The organism is Streptomyces sp. NPDC005576 (assembly GCF_042871745.1).
Lineage (GTDB): Bacteria > Actinomycetota > Actinomycetes > Streptomycetales > Streptomycetaceae > Streptomyces.
This window is the reverse complement of sequence record NZ_JBIAJC010000006.1, coordinates 248,190-263,670: the sequence shown is the minus strand read 5'-3', so window position 1 is coordinate 263,670 and position 15,481 is coordinate 248,190. Positions and strand designations below refer to the sequence as shown.

Annotated in this window: 16 protein-coding genes; 10 read left to right on the top strand and 6 right to left on the bottom strand. The window is 71.4% G+C overall.

Annotated elements, in window-relative coordinates; translation table 11 throughout:
- The first annotated feature begins 372 nt into the window (after positions 1-372).
- The 5 genes from ACFYPN_RS13120 (at position 373) to ACFYPN_RS13100 (ending at position 3,510) form a co-directional block, all read left to right on the top strand.
- Entirely contained in the window at positions 373-774 is a 402-nt protein-coding gene (locus ACFYPN_RS13120) for a rodlin (RefSeq protein ID WP_389298110.1), read from the top strand.
- A gap of 302 nt (positions 775-1,076) precedes the next feature.
- Positions 1,077-1,310, top strand: coding sequence for a chaplin (locus tag ACFYPN_RS13115; RefSeq protein WP_328718657.1), 234 nt, complete (start codon positions 1,077-1,079; stop codon positions 1,308-1,310).
- A 266-nt stretch (positions 1,311-1,576) separates the two neighbouring features.
- Positions 1,577-1,870 (top strand): hypothetical protein, encoded by a 294-nt coding sequence (locus tag ACFYPN_RS13110; protein ID WP_358756206.1) that lies wholly within the window; start codon positions 1,577-1,579, stop codon positions 1,868-1,870.
- A 228-nt stretch (positions 1,871-2,098) separates the two neighbouring features.
- Positions 2,099-2,509 (top strand): rodlin, encoded by a 411-nt coding sequence (locus tag ACFYPN_RS13105; RefSeq protein ID WP_358756208.1) that lies wholly within the window; start codon positions 2,099-2,101, stop codon positions 2,507-2,509.
- Positions 2,510-3,102: 593 nt separating this feature from the next.
- Positions 3,103-3,510 (top strand): rodlin, encoded by a 408-nt coding sequence (locus tag ACFYPN_RS13100; protein ID WP_389298107.1) that lies wholly within the window; start codon positions 3,103-3,105, stop codon positions 3,508-3,510.
- Positions 3,511-3,651: 141 nt separating this feature from the next.
- On the opposite strand, the gene ACFYPN_RS13095 is transcribed toward ACFYPN_RS13100, so the two are convergent.
- Positions 3,652-4,152, bottom strand: a complete 501-nt coding sequence (locus tag ACFYPN_RS13095) for a DUF5949 family protein (RefSeq protein WP_358756214.1) — start codon at positions 4,150-4,152, stop codon at positions 3,652-3,654.
- 394 nt (positions 4,153-4,546) lie between these two features.
- Here ACFYPN_RS13095 and rsgA point away from each other — a divergent pair, with 394 nt between their 5' ends.
- Both rsgA and ACFYPN_RS13085 read left to right on the top strand, forming a co-directional pair.
- Positions 4,547-5,710, top strand: coding sequence for a ribosome small subunit-dependent GTPase A (gene rsgA / locus ACFYPN_RS13090; protein ID WP_389298105.1), 1,164 nt, complete (start codon positions 4,547-4,549; stop codon positions 5,708-5,710).
- Between the two features lie 104 nt (positions 5,711-5,814).
- Complete coding sequence (locus ACFYPN_RS13085) at positions 5,815-6,123, top strand: hypothetical protein (RefSeq protein ID WP_358756218.1); 309 nt, start codon at positions 5,815-5,817, stop codon at positions 6,121-6,123.
- A 40-nt stretch (positions 6,124-6,163) separates the two neighbouring features.
- On the opposite strand, the gene ACFYPN_RS13080 is transcribed toward ACFYPN_RS13085, so the two are convergent.
- Together ACFYPN_RS13080 and ACFYPN_RS13075 are read right to left on the bottom strand one after the other, a co-directional pair.
- Positions 6,164-6,646 carry a DUF456 domain-containing protein gene (locus ACFYPN_RS13080; protein ID WP_389298103.1) on the bottom strand — a complete coding sequence of 161 codons (483 nt, stop codon included), beginning with the start codon at positions 6,644-6,646 and terminating at the stop codon, positions 6,164-6,166.
- A gap of 195 nt (positions 6,647-6,841) precedes the next feature.
- Entirely contained in the window at positions 6,842-7,834 is a 993-nt protein-coding gene (locus ACFYPN_RS13075; protein ID WP_358756222.1) for a helix-turn-helix domain-containing protein, read from the bottom strand.
- 314 nt (positions 7,835-8,148) lie between these two features.
- Between ACFYPN_RS13075 and ACFYPN_RS13070 the strand changes: the two genes are divergently transcribed.
- Both ACFYPN_RS13070 and ACFYPN_RS13065 read left to right on the top strand, forming a co-directional pair.
- Positions 8,149-10,125, top strand: a complete 1,977-nt coding sequence (locus tag ACFYPN_RS13070; protein WP_389298101.1) for a protein phosphatase 2C domain-containing protein — start codon at positions 8,149-8,151, stop codon at positions 10,123-10,125.
- 129 nt (positions 10,126-10,254) lie between these two features.
- A complete protein-coding gene (locus tag ACFYPN_RS13065) occupies positions 10,255-11,997 on the top strand; it encodes a pyruvate dehydrogenase (RefSeq protein ID WP_358756225.1) in 1,743 nt (580 codons plus the stop codon).
- Positions 11,998-12,098: 101 nt separating this feature from the next.
- On the opposite strand, the gene ACFYPN_RS13060 is transcribed toward ACFYPN_RS13065, so the two are convergent.
- Positions 12,099-12,560: a ribonuclease domain-containing protein gene (locus ACFYPN_RS13060; protein ID WP_389298099.1), complete on the bottom strand. Its 462-nt coding sequence runs from the start codon at positions 12,558-12,560 to the stop codon at positions 12,099-12,101.
- Positions 12,561-12,825: 265 nt separating this feature from the next.
- On the opposite strand from ACFYPN_RS13060, the gene ACFYPN_RS13055 reads away from it, so the two are divergent.
- Positions 12,826-13,206: an ATP-binding protein gene (locus ACFYPN_RS13055; RefSeq protein ID WP_389298097.1), complete on the top strand. Its 381-nt coding sequence runs from the start codon at positions 12,826-12,828 to the stop codon at positions 13,204-13,206.
- Positions 13,207-13,319: 113 nt separating this feature from the next.
- On the opposite strand, the gene ACFYPN_RS13050 is transcribed toward ACFYPN_RS13055, so the two are convergent.
- Together ACFYPN_RS13050 and ACFYPN_RS13045 are read right to left on the bottom strand one after the other, a co-directional pair.
- Positions 13,320-14,390, bottom strand: a complete 1,071-nt coding sequence (locus ACFYPN_RS13050) for a DUF2637 domain-containing protein (protein ID WP_358756229.1) — start codon at positions 14,388-14,390, stop codon at positions 13,320-13,322.
- 193 nt (positions 14,391-14,583) lie between these two features.
- Positions 14,584-15,438: a (2Fe-2S)-binding protein gene (locus ACFYPN_RS13045; RefSeq protein ID WP_358756231.1), complete on the bottom strand. Its 855-nt coding sequence runs from the start codon at positions 15,436-15,438 to the stop codon at positions 14,584-14,586.
- Between the last annotated feature and the right edge of the window lie 43 nt (positions 15,439-15,481).

Below are 15,481 nucleotides of genomic sequence, written 5' to 3'. Positions count from 1 at the left end.
TCACTCGAACGGATGATCCTTGAATGCATGGAATGACGGGCTGTCCCAAGGAAGGTTGCCCCGACCATCCACTTCGGCTGACCGTTCCCCGGGGCATTCAGGCCCGTCAGCCCCGCTGTGGGAGCGTGCTCCCGCCTGCGGAAGCCGAGTACGACCTTTCCGGCCCTGTGGGGCGCCGTGAGGGCGCGGGGGGTCCGAAAGAAGGCTCGTACGCGCGGTCGGGCATCCACCCGGGCGGGCGGTCGTGGGCGCGTTCTCCCAGGTGGAGCAAGGGAATGTCGGGCAATCGGGTGAACGCGGAGAACCAAACGGTGAGCTGTGAGTTGTTCAGGCCGCTCCTCCACGGGGCAACGAGTACGAGAAGGGTTAATCGTGATCAAGAAGGTTCTGGCGACGAGTGCCGTCGCCGCTTCCATCCTCGGTCTCGGGGCCACGCAAGCCATGGCCATCGGCAACGACGGCGGCACGACCTCGGTCAACGGCAACGGCGCCACGCAGTCCTACGGCAACGCCGAGACGAACGGTGACTGGAGCCCGCAGTTCGGCCTGGTCCAGGGGTCGCTGAACAAGCCCTGTGTCGGTCTGCCGCTGAAGGCCAACGTCGGCTCGCTCATCGGGGCCATCCCGATCACGCTCCAGGACATCAACGTGCTGTCCTCGCCGCAGAACCAGCAGTGCACCGAAAACTCGACCCAGGCGAAGGGCGACGAGGCCCTGTCGCACATCCTGGACGACATCCCGGTCCTCTCCGGCAACGGTGTCGGCAACAACTGATCCACGCGCTCCCAAGGGCCCGGGCCGACGGCCTTCCTCCCCGTCCGGCCCGGGCCCGACCCCTGCCGCTCCGCGGCAGTGCGTGGCGGCCCGTCCGTGCTCGCGTGCCTGTCGCGGGACCGGCGGCCGTCGGATCATCGCACCATGCGGGTGGATTTGAAGAAAATCTCTTCTCAGAGAGTTTCGATTCCGCCCCCTCCTCGTTATGAAGGAAAGCGTCGGAGTCACGGGCGTTCGAAAGAACGCCCGTGCATCACGAAATACGTGAGCGCCTCGGACTCCGCCGCGAGAAAGGGATGAAAATGAAGTACACCAAGGTTGCCGCTGTCGCCGCCGGAACCCTGATGGCGCTGGGTGCCGCTGCCCCGGCCATGGCCGACGCCGGCGCCGAGGGCGTCGCGGCCGGTTCTCCGGGCGTCATCTCCGGAAACGTCATCCAGGTTCCGGTCCACATTCCGATCAACCTCTGCGGCAACACGATCAACGTGATCGGCCTGCTGAACCCGGCCTTCGGCAACACCTGCGTCAACGCCTGAAAAATGGCCGGGTGAGCCGCGCTCGCCCATGGTCGGCCCCGGATCACCTCGGTGACCCGGGGCCTTCGCCGTCACCGGGGTCGCCTCCTGTTCCGCGGGGCGCTCTTTTGCGGGCGGGACGAGCGGACAATTCCTCCCCACACAGTTTCCGTGGCGATCCGGGCTCGTTGTTCTGGTGCGAGCGGCAGGAGTCACAGCCAGAGAGGGCTTGTGTGCGGTCGCCCTGAGTGGCCGATACGGCTGCCGCTCCAGAAGGGAAGCTGAAAGTGAAGTACGCGAAGACTGCCGCGCTCCTTGCCGGTTCGGTGGTCGCCCTCGGAACGGCCGCCCCCGCGTTCGCCGCCGCGGAGGCCCCCACCGCACCCGTCTTCAGCCTCGACACCGGTCTGAACCAGGTCATGGACAACGCTCCGCAGGTCGTCGACGCGGTCGGCGGCACGGTGGACGGCGCTACGGAGACGATGAAGAAGGACGGCACCGTCGGCAAGCTCGCCGGTGAGGCGAAGAGCGCCGCCAAGGGGGCTACGCCCCTCCTCGGCGGCCTCTCGCTCGGCGGCTGACAGCCCTCCACCACGCACCGCGGACAACCCCTCGGGGGATGTTCATGAGTTTCATCGGCGCGGAGGCACGTGTTTTACCGGACCGGTTCGCTTCGGACACCGATTTCCGGCGGCGAAACGGTGGCGCAACACCTTTTGAGTGAACCGGCGCAACCCATCCCGTTCCCGAGAGTTGATCAGGTCGCTCCGGACAGGCGGGCACGTAGACATTTCACGAAGGGCATTTCCATGTTCAAGAAGATGATGGCCTCCGCCGCGGTCGCGGCCTCTGTGGTCGGCGTCTCGGCCGCGTTCGCGCCGGCCGCCATGGCCATCGGTAACGACGGCGGCACCACCTCCGTCAACGGCAACGGTGCCGTGCAGTCCTACGGCAACTCCGCCACGCACGGCGACTGGAGCCCCCAGTTCGCGCTCATCCAGGGCTCGCTGAACAAGCCCTGCATCGCCCTGCCGGCCAAGGCCAACCTCGGCTCGCTCATCGGCCTGATCCCGATCTCCGTCCAGGACATCAACGTGCTGTCCTCGCCGCAGAACCAGCAGTGCACCGAGAACTCGACCCAGGCGAAGGGTGACGAGGCCCTGTCGCACATCCTGGACGGCCTCCCGATCCTCTCGGGCAACGGCACCGGCAACCGCTGACCGGCGCGGTGCGGGTGTGACGCCCACGCGGCGTACCCCGACCCGCTCCTCACCGGCGCTCGACCAGACATGGGGCCTGTTCCTCCGTGGCGCGACCGATCATTCGGCCGTCCGGAGGGGCGGGCCCTCCGTCGTTCCCGCGTCGACACGTGCGGCGGGCGACCCGCGGCCGATGCGGGCGAGGTCCGTTCGCCGCGCCACCGCGCACACAGGTACCGCTGTTGGGCCGGATGCCGCAGGGGCGCCGGCGTCGTGGCCGGGTGCGGGTAGGGCTCTTCCATGGACCAGTACGACAGTCAGAATCCGCCGCACGACCGTCGGCCCGCGGACAGTGACACCCCCATCTACGACCGGCTGTTCGCCGAATGGCAGGCAGTGAGCCGGCTGGGCGCCGAGCCGGTGGAGTCCGCCCCAGGAGTCATGGGATGCCGGGTCCCGGCAGCCAGAAATCACCGCAAAACGCCCGGAGATTAGCCCGGAGGCGTCTATTTCACGCCAGATCAAACCCATTTGAGTGGTGCTGCGCAACCGAATGTGCCGGAGGGGGTTGATCAATACGTTCCACAACGGAACGCTCCGAAAGGTGAAGCGTGATGAAGAAGATGATGACCGGCGCGGCTATGGCTGTGTCCCTGATCGGTCTGTCCGTAGCCGCGGCCCCGATGGCCCTGGCGATCGGCAACGACGGCGGCACCACGACGGTCAACGGGAACGGCGCCGAGTCGGAGGTCGGCAACAGCGAGACCAACGGCGCCTTCAGCCCCCAGAACCAGCTCATCCAGGGCACGCTGAACGACCTGTGCCTCGGTGTGCCGGTCAAGGCCAACGTGGGCTCGCTGATCGGGCTCGTCCCGATCACGGTCCAGGACGTCAACGTCCTGTCCAACCCGCAGAACCAGCAGTGCGCGGACAACTCCACGCAGGCGAAGGGCGACGAGCCGCTGTCGCACGTCCTGGACGACATCCCGCTCCTCTCGGGCAACGGCGCCGGCAACAACTGACCCGCGCGCGGCCGGGCGGCCGACGGGGCTCTCCCCGCCGCCGCCCGCACCCGCGGGTGAGGCACCGCTCATGACGATGCCCACCACCCCACGGGGGGTGGTGGGCATCGTCATGTCCGGGGAGCCGGGCGAGCCGACCGGTCAGCCGAGTGTGCGTACCGGCATCAGGCAGTGGGCCGAGGTGGCGACGATGTCGGGGTTCGCGGCGTACGCGCGCAACTGGTCCTCGCTCACCGGCCGACCGGGCACCGCCTCGGGCCACGGACGGGTCGCGAACATGCCGTACACCTGGCCCTGGTCCCTCACGGCGGCCAGCCACTCGACGGGCGCCGGGTACTGCGCCGTGAGGTGAGGAAGGGTCAGGACGGCCTGCCCGGCCTGGACGAGGAGCTTGACCTGGAGCCCGGGCTGCTCGGCCGCGTCGGCGACTCCGCCGCCGACCTTGAGGCCGGCCCGTTCCAGAGCCGTCCGCATGGCGGCCTGGCCGACCAGCGGACCGTCCTGTCCGTCTCCCAGGGAGTAGGTCAGAAGGAAGGCGACATCATGTCCGCCCCCCGGGTGCCGGCCGCTCCAGCCGATCACGATCTGGGTGCCCAACTGGGCAGGGGAGTAGGGGTGGGTGGACGTCTGGGGTGAGGTCATGCTCGGCACCCTAACCGTGGCGGACCGGGTGTTGTGCACGCTTATCACCTGAACGAGGGAGATCTGCGCGTAACTCCGGCCCGTAGCCGCGGAAGTGCCCAGAGGCGCGGTCGGCCGTCCAGGGCCTGTATGGGGCTGTCCCGACAAATCCGTTGGCGGTCGCCGGGAGCGACTGGCTAGGGTGGACACCGTCCCCGTGCGACACCGCACGGGGCGCCGAACCGGCGAACGGCCGTCGGCGAGGAACCAGGAGGTGAGGACATTGATGACTGTCATGGCGACGGGCGCTGCCCGCAATCGGACGAGCACTGTTCTCCCCCCTGTGGCCACCGGCTGACCTTCACTCCCTCCGCGCGACGCGCGCTGCCGGGGCCACCCTGTGAAGGGTTTCCCCTTGTCTTTCTTCTCCCTCACCGTTCTCTCCGGCCTCCCGGCCCCGTCGCATCCCCTCACGCCCTACGGCTGGGACGACGACTGGGCCGCCGCCTTCGCCCCGTACGCCGCGCAGGGTCTCCTGCCCGGCCGCGTGGTGCGGGTGGACCGGGGCCGGTGCGACGTGATCACCCCCTCCGGCACCCTGCAGGCGGACAGCGCGTTCGTGGTGCCCCGCGACCCGATGCGGATCGTCTGCACCGGGGACTGGGTGGCCGTCGATCCCGACGGTGACCCGCGGTTCGTCCGTACGCTGCTGCCGCGGCGAACGGCCTTCGTACGGTCGACCTCCTCGCAGCGTTCCGAGGGGCAGGTGCTCGCCACCAACATCGACCACATCGTCATCTGCGTGTCCCTCGCGGTCGAGCTCGACCTCGGACGGCTGGAACGGTTCCTCGCGCTCGCCCTCTCCAGCTCCGGTGGGGACGCCCTGCTGGGCGGCGCGGCGGGTGCCGGTGGACAGCCCGAGACCGTGGTCGTCCTGACCAAGGCCGACCTGGTGCCGGACGCGGCGACGCTCGCGCACCTCACCGAGGACGTGGCCGCCGTCGCACCGGGGGCGCAGGTCCTCCACGTCAGCTCGCACACCGGCGAGGGCGTCGACGTGTTCACCGCCCTCGTCTCCAGCGGTACGAGTGTGCTCATCGGCATCTCCGGCGCGGGCAAGTCCACCCTCGCCAACACCCTGCTCGGCGAGGACGTGATGGAGGTGATGGCCACCCGGGACGTCGACGGGAAGGGCCGTCACACCACCACGACCCGCAACCTTCTCGTCCTGCCGAACGGTGGTGTGCTCATCGACACCCCGGGACTGCGCGGAGTCGGACTCTGGGACGCGGAGGCGGGCGTCGGCCAGGTCTTCTCGGAGATCGAGGAACTGGCCGGAAACTGCCGCTTCCACGACTGCGCCCACGCCTCCGAGCCGGGCTGCGCGGTGGCCGCCGCCATCGAGGACGGGTCCCTCTCCGTCCGGCGGTTCGACAGCTACAGGAAGCTCCTGCGCGAGAACCAGCGGATCGTCGCCAAGACCGACGCCCGGGTCCGTACCGAGATGCTGCGGGAGTGGAAGCGCAGAGGGGCGGAGGGGCGGTCCGCCATGGAAGCCAAGCGCGGACGGGTCAGGTAAAGGCCACGGGATCACGGGTCACGGGATCACGGGTCACGGGATCACCCCGCACGCCCGCCGGGCCGGTGCCCCGGTCCGGCGGACGTGATGAGGTAATGAGCGGCATGACCTATTTCATGTACGACATCACCGGCACCCCGGTCGAAGAGCCCGACGCCGACGCCGTACGGGCGGCCGTGGCCTCCCTCGGCGAGACGGACCGCGAGAACCCGGACATCTCGCTCACGCACGAGTCCGGCTGGTCGCTTACCGCCTACGCGGGAGGGCTGCTGCTCTGGGAGAACGTGGAGGACGACACGCTCGTCCCCGGCGTGATCGAGCGGGCCACCACCGAGGACGTGCTCCGGCTGTTCGGCAGGCTCGCCGCCGGGGACACCGACACGGTGGAGGCGGAGGGCTGGCGCCGCGAGTGAACGGGCGCGCGGGCGGGCGGGGGCGTCCTGGGCCGGATTCTCACCCCAGGACGACCGCGCCCAGCCACGCCCCGGCCACCAGCAGACACGCGTACAGCTCCACCAGCACCGCGTATCCCGTCGCCCGCATGACCGACCTGACCGAGGCCCACCCGGCGCTCCGGGACCCCAGCCGCAACCGCTCGACGCCGTAGACACCGCCGACATAGCCGAGGGCGCCGCCCACCACCGGCACGACGAAGAACGCCCCGATGGCGGCGAGCCCGCCGACGAGCTGGGCCCGGCGCGGAGCCCCCGACTCCTTCGGCCGACGGGGCGGCAGGAGCGGCTTCAGCGCCTGGTTCAGCAGCAGGAGGGCCGTCGACCCGATCAGCACCCCCCAGGCGAGCGGCGACACGTCGGTCAGTGCCCACCACACCACGGCGGCCCAGACGATCGCCTGGCCCGGTACGCCGGGGACCAGGACCCCGATCAGCCCGAGCAGCACCACCAGACCCACGGCGACGAGCTGCCACACACTCATCCTCCCAGCCTGCCGGAGACCCCGCCTTCCCGCGCGTCAGCGCAGGTCGGACGGGGCGCGCCCGACCCCGGTAGGGCGGCCGCGCCCCGGAACCCGCCCGAGCGGAGGCGGAGGCGGGGAAGTGATCAGGACCGCGGGGGCAGGATCAGGACCGGGATCAGGACCGCGGGACCAGCATCAGGACCGGGGCCGGGATCAGGACCGGGGGTGGATACGGGCCACCCAACCGCGCTCGTACGCGTGCCAGCCCAACTGGAGCCTGGTCGACACACCCGTCAGCTCCATGAGCCCCTTCACCCGGCGCTGGACCGTCCGCAGCCCCAGCTCCAACTGCTTGGCCACGCTCGCGTCCGTCAGACCCGCGAGCAGCAACGACAGGATCTCCAGATCGGTGGAGTCGGGACCGCTCTCACCCTCCTTCAGACACCCCTGCTCGCCCAGCCGGAGCGGCATCGCCTCGCGCCAGACGGCCTCGAACAGGCCCATCAACGACTCCAGCAGTCCGCTCGCGTGGACGACCAGGGCCGCGGGCTCGGCGTGCCGGCCGGTCAGCGGCACCATGGCCAGGGCCCGGTCCGCGATCACCAGCTTCGTCGGTACCCGCTCCACCACCCGGCACTGTTCGTCCCGGCCCAGCGCGGCGGAGAGCTCCAGGATGCCCTGCGGCAGCGACAGCACCTCGCGCTCGACGACGACGCGGAAGGACACCCCGCGGGAGGCCGCCCGTTCCTCGGACTCGTTCTCCATGCCGCTCACCGCGATGGGGTTCCCGGTCACCAGCGCGCAGACCTCCGTGACCGCGCCCAGTTGCAACTGGTGGAAGCGCTGGGCCACCGCGCTCGCCCCGGTCACCACCTCCACCAGGTCGTGCACGGTCGGTTCGCTCGCCTCGGCGCGGTACTCGGCCGCCAGCAGCGCGGACGCCAGCTCCGCCTGGTCCAGTTCGTGCCGCTGCTGGATCAGCAGCGCGCCCAGCGCGACGCCCGGCGGTGCCGCCACCCACCGGTCGGACCGGGCCGACGACTGTGCGGCGAGCCCCTGCTGTTCCAGCCGGCGCAGGGTGCGTTCGGTCTCCGCCTCCGGCAGACCCAGACGGTGGGCGAGATGGGGGAGCTCGGCCGCTCCCAGGGCGACCAGCGCGCGGTAGGCGGCTTCCTGCCGCTCGTCGAGACCTATGGCACTCAGCATTCTCCTCGGACCCTCCCCGGGCGTCGTGGACCACGCACCACCTGCGCCGGCCGACCCGCCGTGGCGGAAAACGGCCACGGCGCAAACCCGCCGCGCCCATCATCCCCGTACCGGTGGCCCCCCTGCCAAGGTGGCACCACCCGAAGGCCGTTCCGCGTCCCCCGAAGGCGCGCCGGCCAGCCGCGCGGGCGGCCCGGACCGGTCCGCCGGGCGTCCTTCCCGTGGGGGGTGGGACAGCCCGGCGGGCCCACCCGAGGACACGTTTTTTCGCGAGGACCCGGTTTGGGCCGCCGTTCGCGGTGGACAATAAGGCCATGAGTCAGCAGGGGGAGAACCCCACCGCCCACGAGGACGAGTGGTGGCGCAAGCTCTACGACGAGGGCGCCCCGGACACCGGGCCCGCCGCCGCGCGGGAGAGCCTGGACGAACGCTTCGACTCCGCCGCGGACGCGGTGAGTTCGCCGGCGCCGACAGGCCCGTCCGACGGCCCGTCGGGCGCGGAGGCGTACGGTTCCGCCCCGGCCGGCCCGCACGCCGGTGCCGCTCCGCAGACCGACGCCGACCCCGACGCGGAGGCGGACCCCCGGGCCGGTTTCCGGGCCGCCGCACCCCGGGCCGGGACCGATGACGAGGAAGCGCTCCTCGCGGACGGGGAGCACGTGGAACCGGACCGCACGGATCAGGCCCCCGCGGATCAGGCCCCCGCGGATCAGGCCCATGAGGACACCGTGATCACGGACGCGTGGCTGGGCGCGGTGTCACCCGCGCCGCGGCGCCCGGAGCCCCGGCCGTCCGGGCCCCGCCCGTCCGAGTCCCTGCCACCCGAGCACCTGCCACCCGGGCCCCGGCCGTCCGAGCTCCGGGCTCCGCAGCGTCCGCCGGAGCAGCTGCCATCCGGGGGCCGGCCGCCGGTGCTCGGACCGCCGCCGCAGCGCCCGTCCTCCCCGCAGGACCCGCCGTCGCCCCCGCCCGCGCCGCCCGTCCCGCCCGCGCCGCCCGTCCCGCCCGCGCCGGACGCCGTGCCGCCGCGCCCCGCCACGCCGCCCGGGGCCGTCCGGTTCGCGGCACCGTGGGAGGCGCCGGCCGGGTCACCGGAACCCCGCACCTTCGCCGTACCCGTGCCCGTGCCCGTGCCCCCGGAGCCGGAGCCGGAGCCGGAGCCGGAGCCGGAGCCGGAGCCGGTGGAGAGCCGGAACGACCGGGCCGGTGGCAGGCACGCCAAGGGTTCCGCCCCGCAGGACACGGATGCGCCACCCACCTCCACCGGGCGCCGACCGGCCGCTCCCGGACACCTCGGGGAGCACCCGCCGGCCTTCGAGGCCGAGCCCGCCACCCTGCCGGCCACCACCCCGCTCAACCTCGACGGACTCGTTCCCGACACCGTCCTCGACGGTGCCCGGTACGGCACGTACACCCTCCGCACCGTCTCCGTACGCGGCGACGCCGCCCGGTTCCGCGGCGAGCCCCGGAGCGACGCGCTGCTCACCGCCCGGTTCGGCAGCGGCGAGGGCGGACTGGTCCTCGTCGCCGTCGCCCGGGGCACCCGGGGTGCGGAAGGGGCGCACCTCGCGGCGGCGGACGCCTGCCGCTGGATCGGCGGGGCGGTCGGCCGCAGCCACGCGCGCCTCTCCGAGGACATCCGGGCCGGACGCCGGGGCGACCTGAAGTCCGGACTGCACCGGCTCACCGACCGTACGTACGGCAAGCTCCGGTCCCGTGCCGCCGAACTGGGGCTGGACCCCCGGGAACACTCGGTCGCGCTGCGCTGCCTGCTGCTGTCCGCCGATCCGCGGTGCCGCACCCGCGTCTTCTTCGGCGTCGGCGGCGGAGGCCTCTTCCGGCTCCGCGACGGTGTCTGGCAGGACCTCGAACCCGCACTCCCCGAGGGCAGGGCGGCCATCGGTGAGGCGGTCGTCGGCTTCGGCTCGCCGCCGCGCGAGCCGGTCGGCACGGGCAGACCCGGCACCGGCGCTCCCGACCCCGCCGAGGACCGGCTGACGCTGGACCTCCAGATCGTGACGCCCGCGGGGCCGTACATCGAGGACCCGGTGCCACCGCCCTCCGAACCCTTCAGGTTCCGGGCCTCCGTGGCCCGTTCGGGCGACACCCTGCTGCTCTGTTCGTCGGGGCTCGCCGAACCGATGCGCGCCGAGCCGGCCCTGGCCGGGGAACTCGCCGGGCGCTGGGCCGCGGAAGGCCCGCCCGGCCTCGCCCAGTTCCTGGCGGATCTCCAGATCCGGATCGAGGGGCACGCCGACGACCGCACCGCCGCCGCGGTCTGGGAGGCGTAACCGCGCCCGCCATGGGTTGATGGACTGCGGAGACCGTCCGGCTGCGATTCCCGGGGGTTCGGGAGTTTCGGGTTCCGGAGTCCGGACAGCCGAGCGTGCACGGAGCACGGGCAGAGAGGGCACATTCCCATGGCCAAGCAGAACGTGTCGGAACAGTTCGTCGACATTCTCGTACGGGCGGGAGTGAAGCGGATGTACGGCGTCGTCGGCGACAGCCTGAACCCGGTCGTCGACGCCATCCGGCGCCACTCGGGCATCGAGTGGGTCCAGGTCCGGCACGAGGAGACCGCCGCCTTCGCGGCCGGTGCCGAGGCACAGATCACCGGCAGCCTCGCCGCCTGCGCCGGCTCCTGCGGCCCCGGCAACCTGCACCTGATCAACGGGCTGTACGACGCCCACCGTTCCATGGCGCCGGTGCTCGCTCTCGCCTCGCACATCCCCTCCGGCGAGATCGGACTCGGTTTCTTCCAGGAGACCCATCCGGAGCTGCTCTTCCAGGAGTGCAGCCACTACAACGAGATGATCTCCAACCCGCAGCAGATGCCGCGCCTCCTCCAGACAGCCATCCAGCACGCCATCGGCCGGGGCGGCGTCAGCGTCGTCTCCATGCCCGGTGACGTCGCCTCCCAGCCGGCGCCCGAGAAGTCGATCGAACACGCCCTGGTCACCTCGCGGCCCACGGTCCGCCCGGGGGACGAGGAGATCGAGAAGCTCTGCCGGATGGTCGACGAGGCCAAACGCGTCACGCTGTTCTGCGGAAGCGGCACGGCGGGCGCGCACGCCGAGGTGATGGAGTTCGCCGAGAAGGTGAAGGCGCCGGTCGGACACGCGCTGCGCGGCAAGGAGTGGATCCAGTACGACAATCCGTACGACGTCGGTATGAGTGGCCTCCTCGGTTACGGCGCGGCGTACGAGGCGACCAATGAGTGCGATCTGCTGATCCTGCTCGGCACCGACTTCCCGTACAACGCCTTCCTGCCGACCGACGTGAAGATCGTCCAGGTCGACGTCCGCCCGGAACGCCTGGGGCGGCGTTCCAAGCTCGATCTCGCGGTCTGGGGCGACGTGCGCGAGACGCTGCGCTGCCTCACTCCGAGGGTCAAGGCGAAGAGCGACCGAAAGTTCCTCGACCGGATGCTGAAGAAGCACGCCGACGCGCTGGAGGGCGTGGTCAAGGCGTACACCCGCAAGGTCGAGAAGCACGTGCCGATCCACCCGGAATACGTGGCCTCGGTCCTGGACGAAATCGCCGACGACGACGCGGTGTTCACCGTCGACACCGGCATGTGCAACGTCTGGGCGGCCCGGTACCTGACGCCCAACGGCAAGCGGCGGGTGATCGGTTCGTTCAGTCACGGCTCGATGGCCAATGCCCTGCCCCAGGCGATCGGCGCCCAGTTCACCGATCGCAACCGTCAGGTCGTCTCGATGTCCGGCGACGGCGGTTTCTCCATGCTGATGGGCGACTTCCTCACCCTCGTCCAGTACAACCTGCCGATCAAGGTCGTACTGTTCAACAACTCCTCCCTCGGCATGGTGGAGTTGGAGATGCTGGTCGCCGGACTGCCCTCGTTCGGTACGACCAACAAGAACCCGGACTTCGCCGCCGTGGCGCGCGCGGCCGGTGCCTACGGCGTCCGGGTGGAGAAGCCGAAGCAGTTGGAGAGCGCCCTGCGGGACGCCTTCAAGCACAAGGGCCCCGCGCTGGTCGACGTCGTCACGGACCCGAACGCCCTGTCCATTCCGCCGAAGATCAGCGCTGACATGGTGACGGGGTTCGCGCTCTCCGCCGGGAAGATCGTGCTGGACGGGGGAGTGGGCCGGATGCTCCAGATGGCCCGCTCCAACCTGCGTAACGTTCCCCGGCCCTGACCCCGCTCACCGGCACAGAACCCGCTCACCGGCAGGGCCCGCGCCGCCGGTGGGGGACGGCGGCGCGGGCCGGACGCGGAGGCCGCGGTGGAAGTGACGTGTCAGCAGCCGTGGTTGACGAGGTCGAAGCTCACGTAGTGGTCGGCGGTGTAGTAGTCCTGCACCGCCGACCCGGTGACGATCCGGCGGGCACCCCGGGTCGAGGAGCCCGGCGTGACGACCGTGTACTCGTGGTAGTAACCGGTGGTCCGACTGGGCAGGACGCCCTCGCGGTTCTGGAACACCGCGCCGTCCTGCGCGTAGGGGAAGGGGCCCCCGGCGTCGATGAGGTCGAGCGTGTGGTGCGCCTGGGACGGGAGGGCGGAGTAGCAGATGCTGCCGACCGACGCGACGGAGGACGGCGTGTGGGGGGAGGAGGCGGCGTACGCCGGGGAGGAGGCGTACGCCGCGGCGGATGCGGGGGAAGGGTCCGCGGCGGCGGCCGTTACCGGGGCGCCGACGAGGAGAGCGGACAGGAGGGCGGCGGTGCCGCCGAGCGTGATGACCCGTGGGGGGATTCGCATGGGTCCTATGATGACGCGCGTAGATCCCTCCACGTCAACGGCAACTCCCCGGAATTTTCCGGAAGTTAACCGAGCGACTCCGGCCGTCGGCAGCGCCGCGCGCCACAAAGCGTGATCGCGCGGTGACGGGGCATGCATCCCGTGAGGACGTTCGAGGGATCGAGCAGAGGGAGGCTGATTCGGCGTGCGGGCGGGGGACATGATGGAACGTCACAACAGGGCCGGCCGTCGCGGAGGCGGGGGGCGGTCCCCCGGCGGAGGAGAGGTGCGGGGCGAGAGCCTGTATCGCCGCCTCGGCCACACGGACAGTTCCGCGGTCGGAAAGGTCCGGCGCGACCTCCGGGACTTCCTCCGCCCGCGGATCGGGACCGAGTCCGTGGAGACCGCGGAACTGCTCCTGAGCGAAGTGCTGACCAACGCGCTGATCCACACCCGTCACGGCGCGGCCGTCACGGCCACGGTCGAGGGGACGAGGGTCAGGGTGGAGGTGCGTGACTTCGCGTCCGGCATGCCCCGGTCGTACGTACCGAACGCCGACGACGGTACGCACGGCAGGGGCATGATCCTGGTACGCAGCCTCGCGGACACCTGGGGGGTGGAAGCGCAGGTGCTGGGCAAGGTGGTCTGGTTCGAGGTGGCCGACTGAAGGCCGTGCCGCGATTCCCGACGGAGCGGGGCGGCGGCGGTGCGTCGCGAGGCGGCGGAGTGGTCCGTGGGCATGCCGTCCTGTGACGCACCGTACGGGCGTTGCCCGGGTGCTCAGCCGAACTGCTGCTCAAGGTCCTTGAGTTTGCGCTCCAGGGAGTCGAGCCGGGGGAGCGCCTGCGTGTCGTCCTCGGCGGTGAGGTCGACGGTCAGCGGGTCGCCCCCGGGCTCGCCCGCCGTCCGCGGGGAGCCAGTGACGGCCTGCAGTGGCGGCCGGGGGCGCAGGGGCAGATGGCCGGGTTCCGTCGTGGCGGGCTCCACGGCTGCCCGGTCCGGGTTCGGCGCGGGGGGCAGGGCGGGAACGTCCACCTGACGGCCGCCCCGGCCCCTGCTCCAGGCGCGGTTCTGCCGGTTGAGCGCCTTGATGCGCGCCCGGTCGAGCTTCTCCTGGTCCCGCCTGCGGACGCGGTCCTGTTCCTGCTCGCGGCGGTCGTCCCGCACCTCGTCGACCGCCTCGTCCAGGGTGCGCACCCCTTCGAGGAGCATCAACGACCAGGCGTCGAAGGTCTCCCGGGGGGCTCGCAGCCAGCGGACGATCCGGATCTGCGGCAACGGCTTGGGCACCAGGCCCTGTTCACGCAGCGCCGCCCGGCGGGTCTGCTTCAGTGCTCGGTCGAAGAGCACCGCCGCAGAGAGCGACATACCCGCGAAGAACTGCGGCGCGCCCGCGTGGTCCATGCCGCGCGGCGCGTGGACCCAGTTGAACCAGGCCGCCGCCCCGGCGAACGTCCATACCAGCAGCCGGGATCCGAGGGCCGCGTCCCCGTGGCTCGCCTCCCGTACGGCCAGTACGGAGCAGAACATCGCCGCGCCGTCGAGGCCGAACGGGACGAGGTACTCCCAGCCGCCGCCGAGGCCGAGGTTCTGCCGGCCGAAGCCGACGAGGCCGTGGAAGGAGAGCGCGGCGGCGACCGCCGCGCAGCAGAACAGCAGGAGGTAGGAAGCGGTGGCGTAGAGCGCTTCCTTGCGCCTGCGCCGGTCCTCGCTGCGTTCCCAGGTGTCGTCGGCCGAGGCTTTGCCGGCGGCACGCTTGCCGCGTGCGACCACCGTCACCGCCGCCATGACTCCCACGAGCAGTACGGCGCCCGGAAGCAGCCAGTCGAGCGACATGTCGGACAGTCTCATGCGGGGTTCCTCGGGTCACGTGGGACGTTTCGGACGCCATCGTGACGGAACTTCCGCTCGCCTCAGGCGGATTCGGGGCAAGAGCACGCCTTCGGGGGGTCCGGAGCGTACAGGTGACCGCATTTTGGTCGAACTGCCGGACGAAACGGCAGAGTTGTATTCGAGAGGGACTCCCTCGTGCGGGTGGAGTCGATCAGGGGGCGGTGGCGAGCCTCTTCACGCGGTCGCTGTCGCACGTGCGCGGGCAGGTCACGCAGGTGTCCTCGGGGCGCAGTGTGTAGAAGAAGCAGCAGCTGGCGCGGTCGCGTGTCGGCAGCGACTCGCCGTTCGGGCCGGTGAGTTCGCGGAATCCGGCTGCTCCGACGTACGGCTCGGTGGCGCCCGGGAGCAGGCGCTCGAGTTCGGCCATCGCCCGGGTCTCCTCGCCCAGCAGGTGGGCGATGTACCAGAGGCCCTCGACGATCTCGTCCGTCGCCATGCCCCACAGCGCACGCTTACCGCGCCGCATGCGGGGGCCGAAGCCTTCCATGACCGGGCCCATGTGGGCCGCGACGGAGGCCAGCACCTCGGCCCGGAGCGCCGCTTCGTCCGGTACCACGCGCGCGTCGGGGTGCGAGGCCGCCGGGTCGTCGGGCAGGCAGGAGAACTCCCGTACACGGACGGCGAAGTGGCCCAGAGCCCGCTGGAACGCCACGTCCTCGGCCGGGAGCCGCGGCACCCTCCGGTGCAGGAACCACGGCAGGGTCACCAGCAGGCAGGCGGGCCAGGCGTACCGGTGGAGCCCGAAGCCGGCCACCACGTCCGGGCGGGCCCGCTGCCGGTAGTCGCGCTCGATCTGCGCTTCGTCCCACGCCAGGAAGGTGTCGACCACCGGGCCGCCCGCCGCCAGCTCGTCCGCACGCACCCAGCCGGAACCGGCGGGCAGGGGAGTCGCCGCGTCGAGCACGTCGGTGCGCAGGCCGGGGAAGACCTCGGCGAGGCGCGCGTACGCGGACGTCACCGGGGAGGCCGGAGTGACGGTGCCGACGGGCACAGTGGGAACGGTCATGCGGGACCACCGAATCACGAGCGTTGGCAGGCAAGGCTTACCT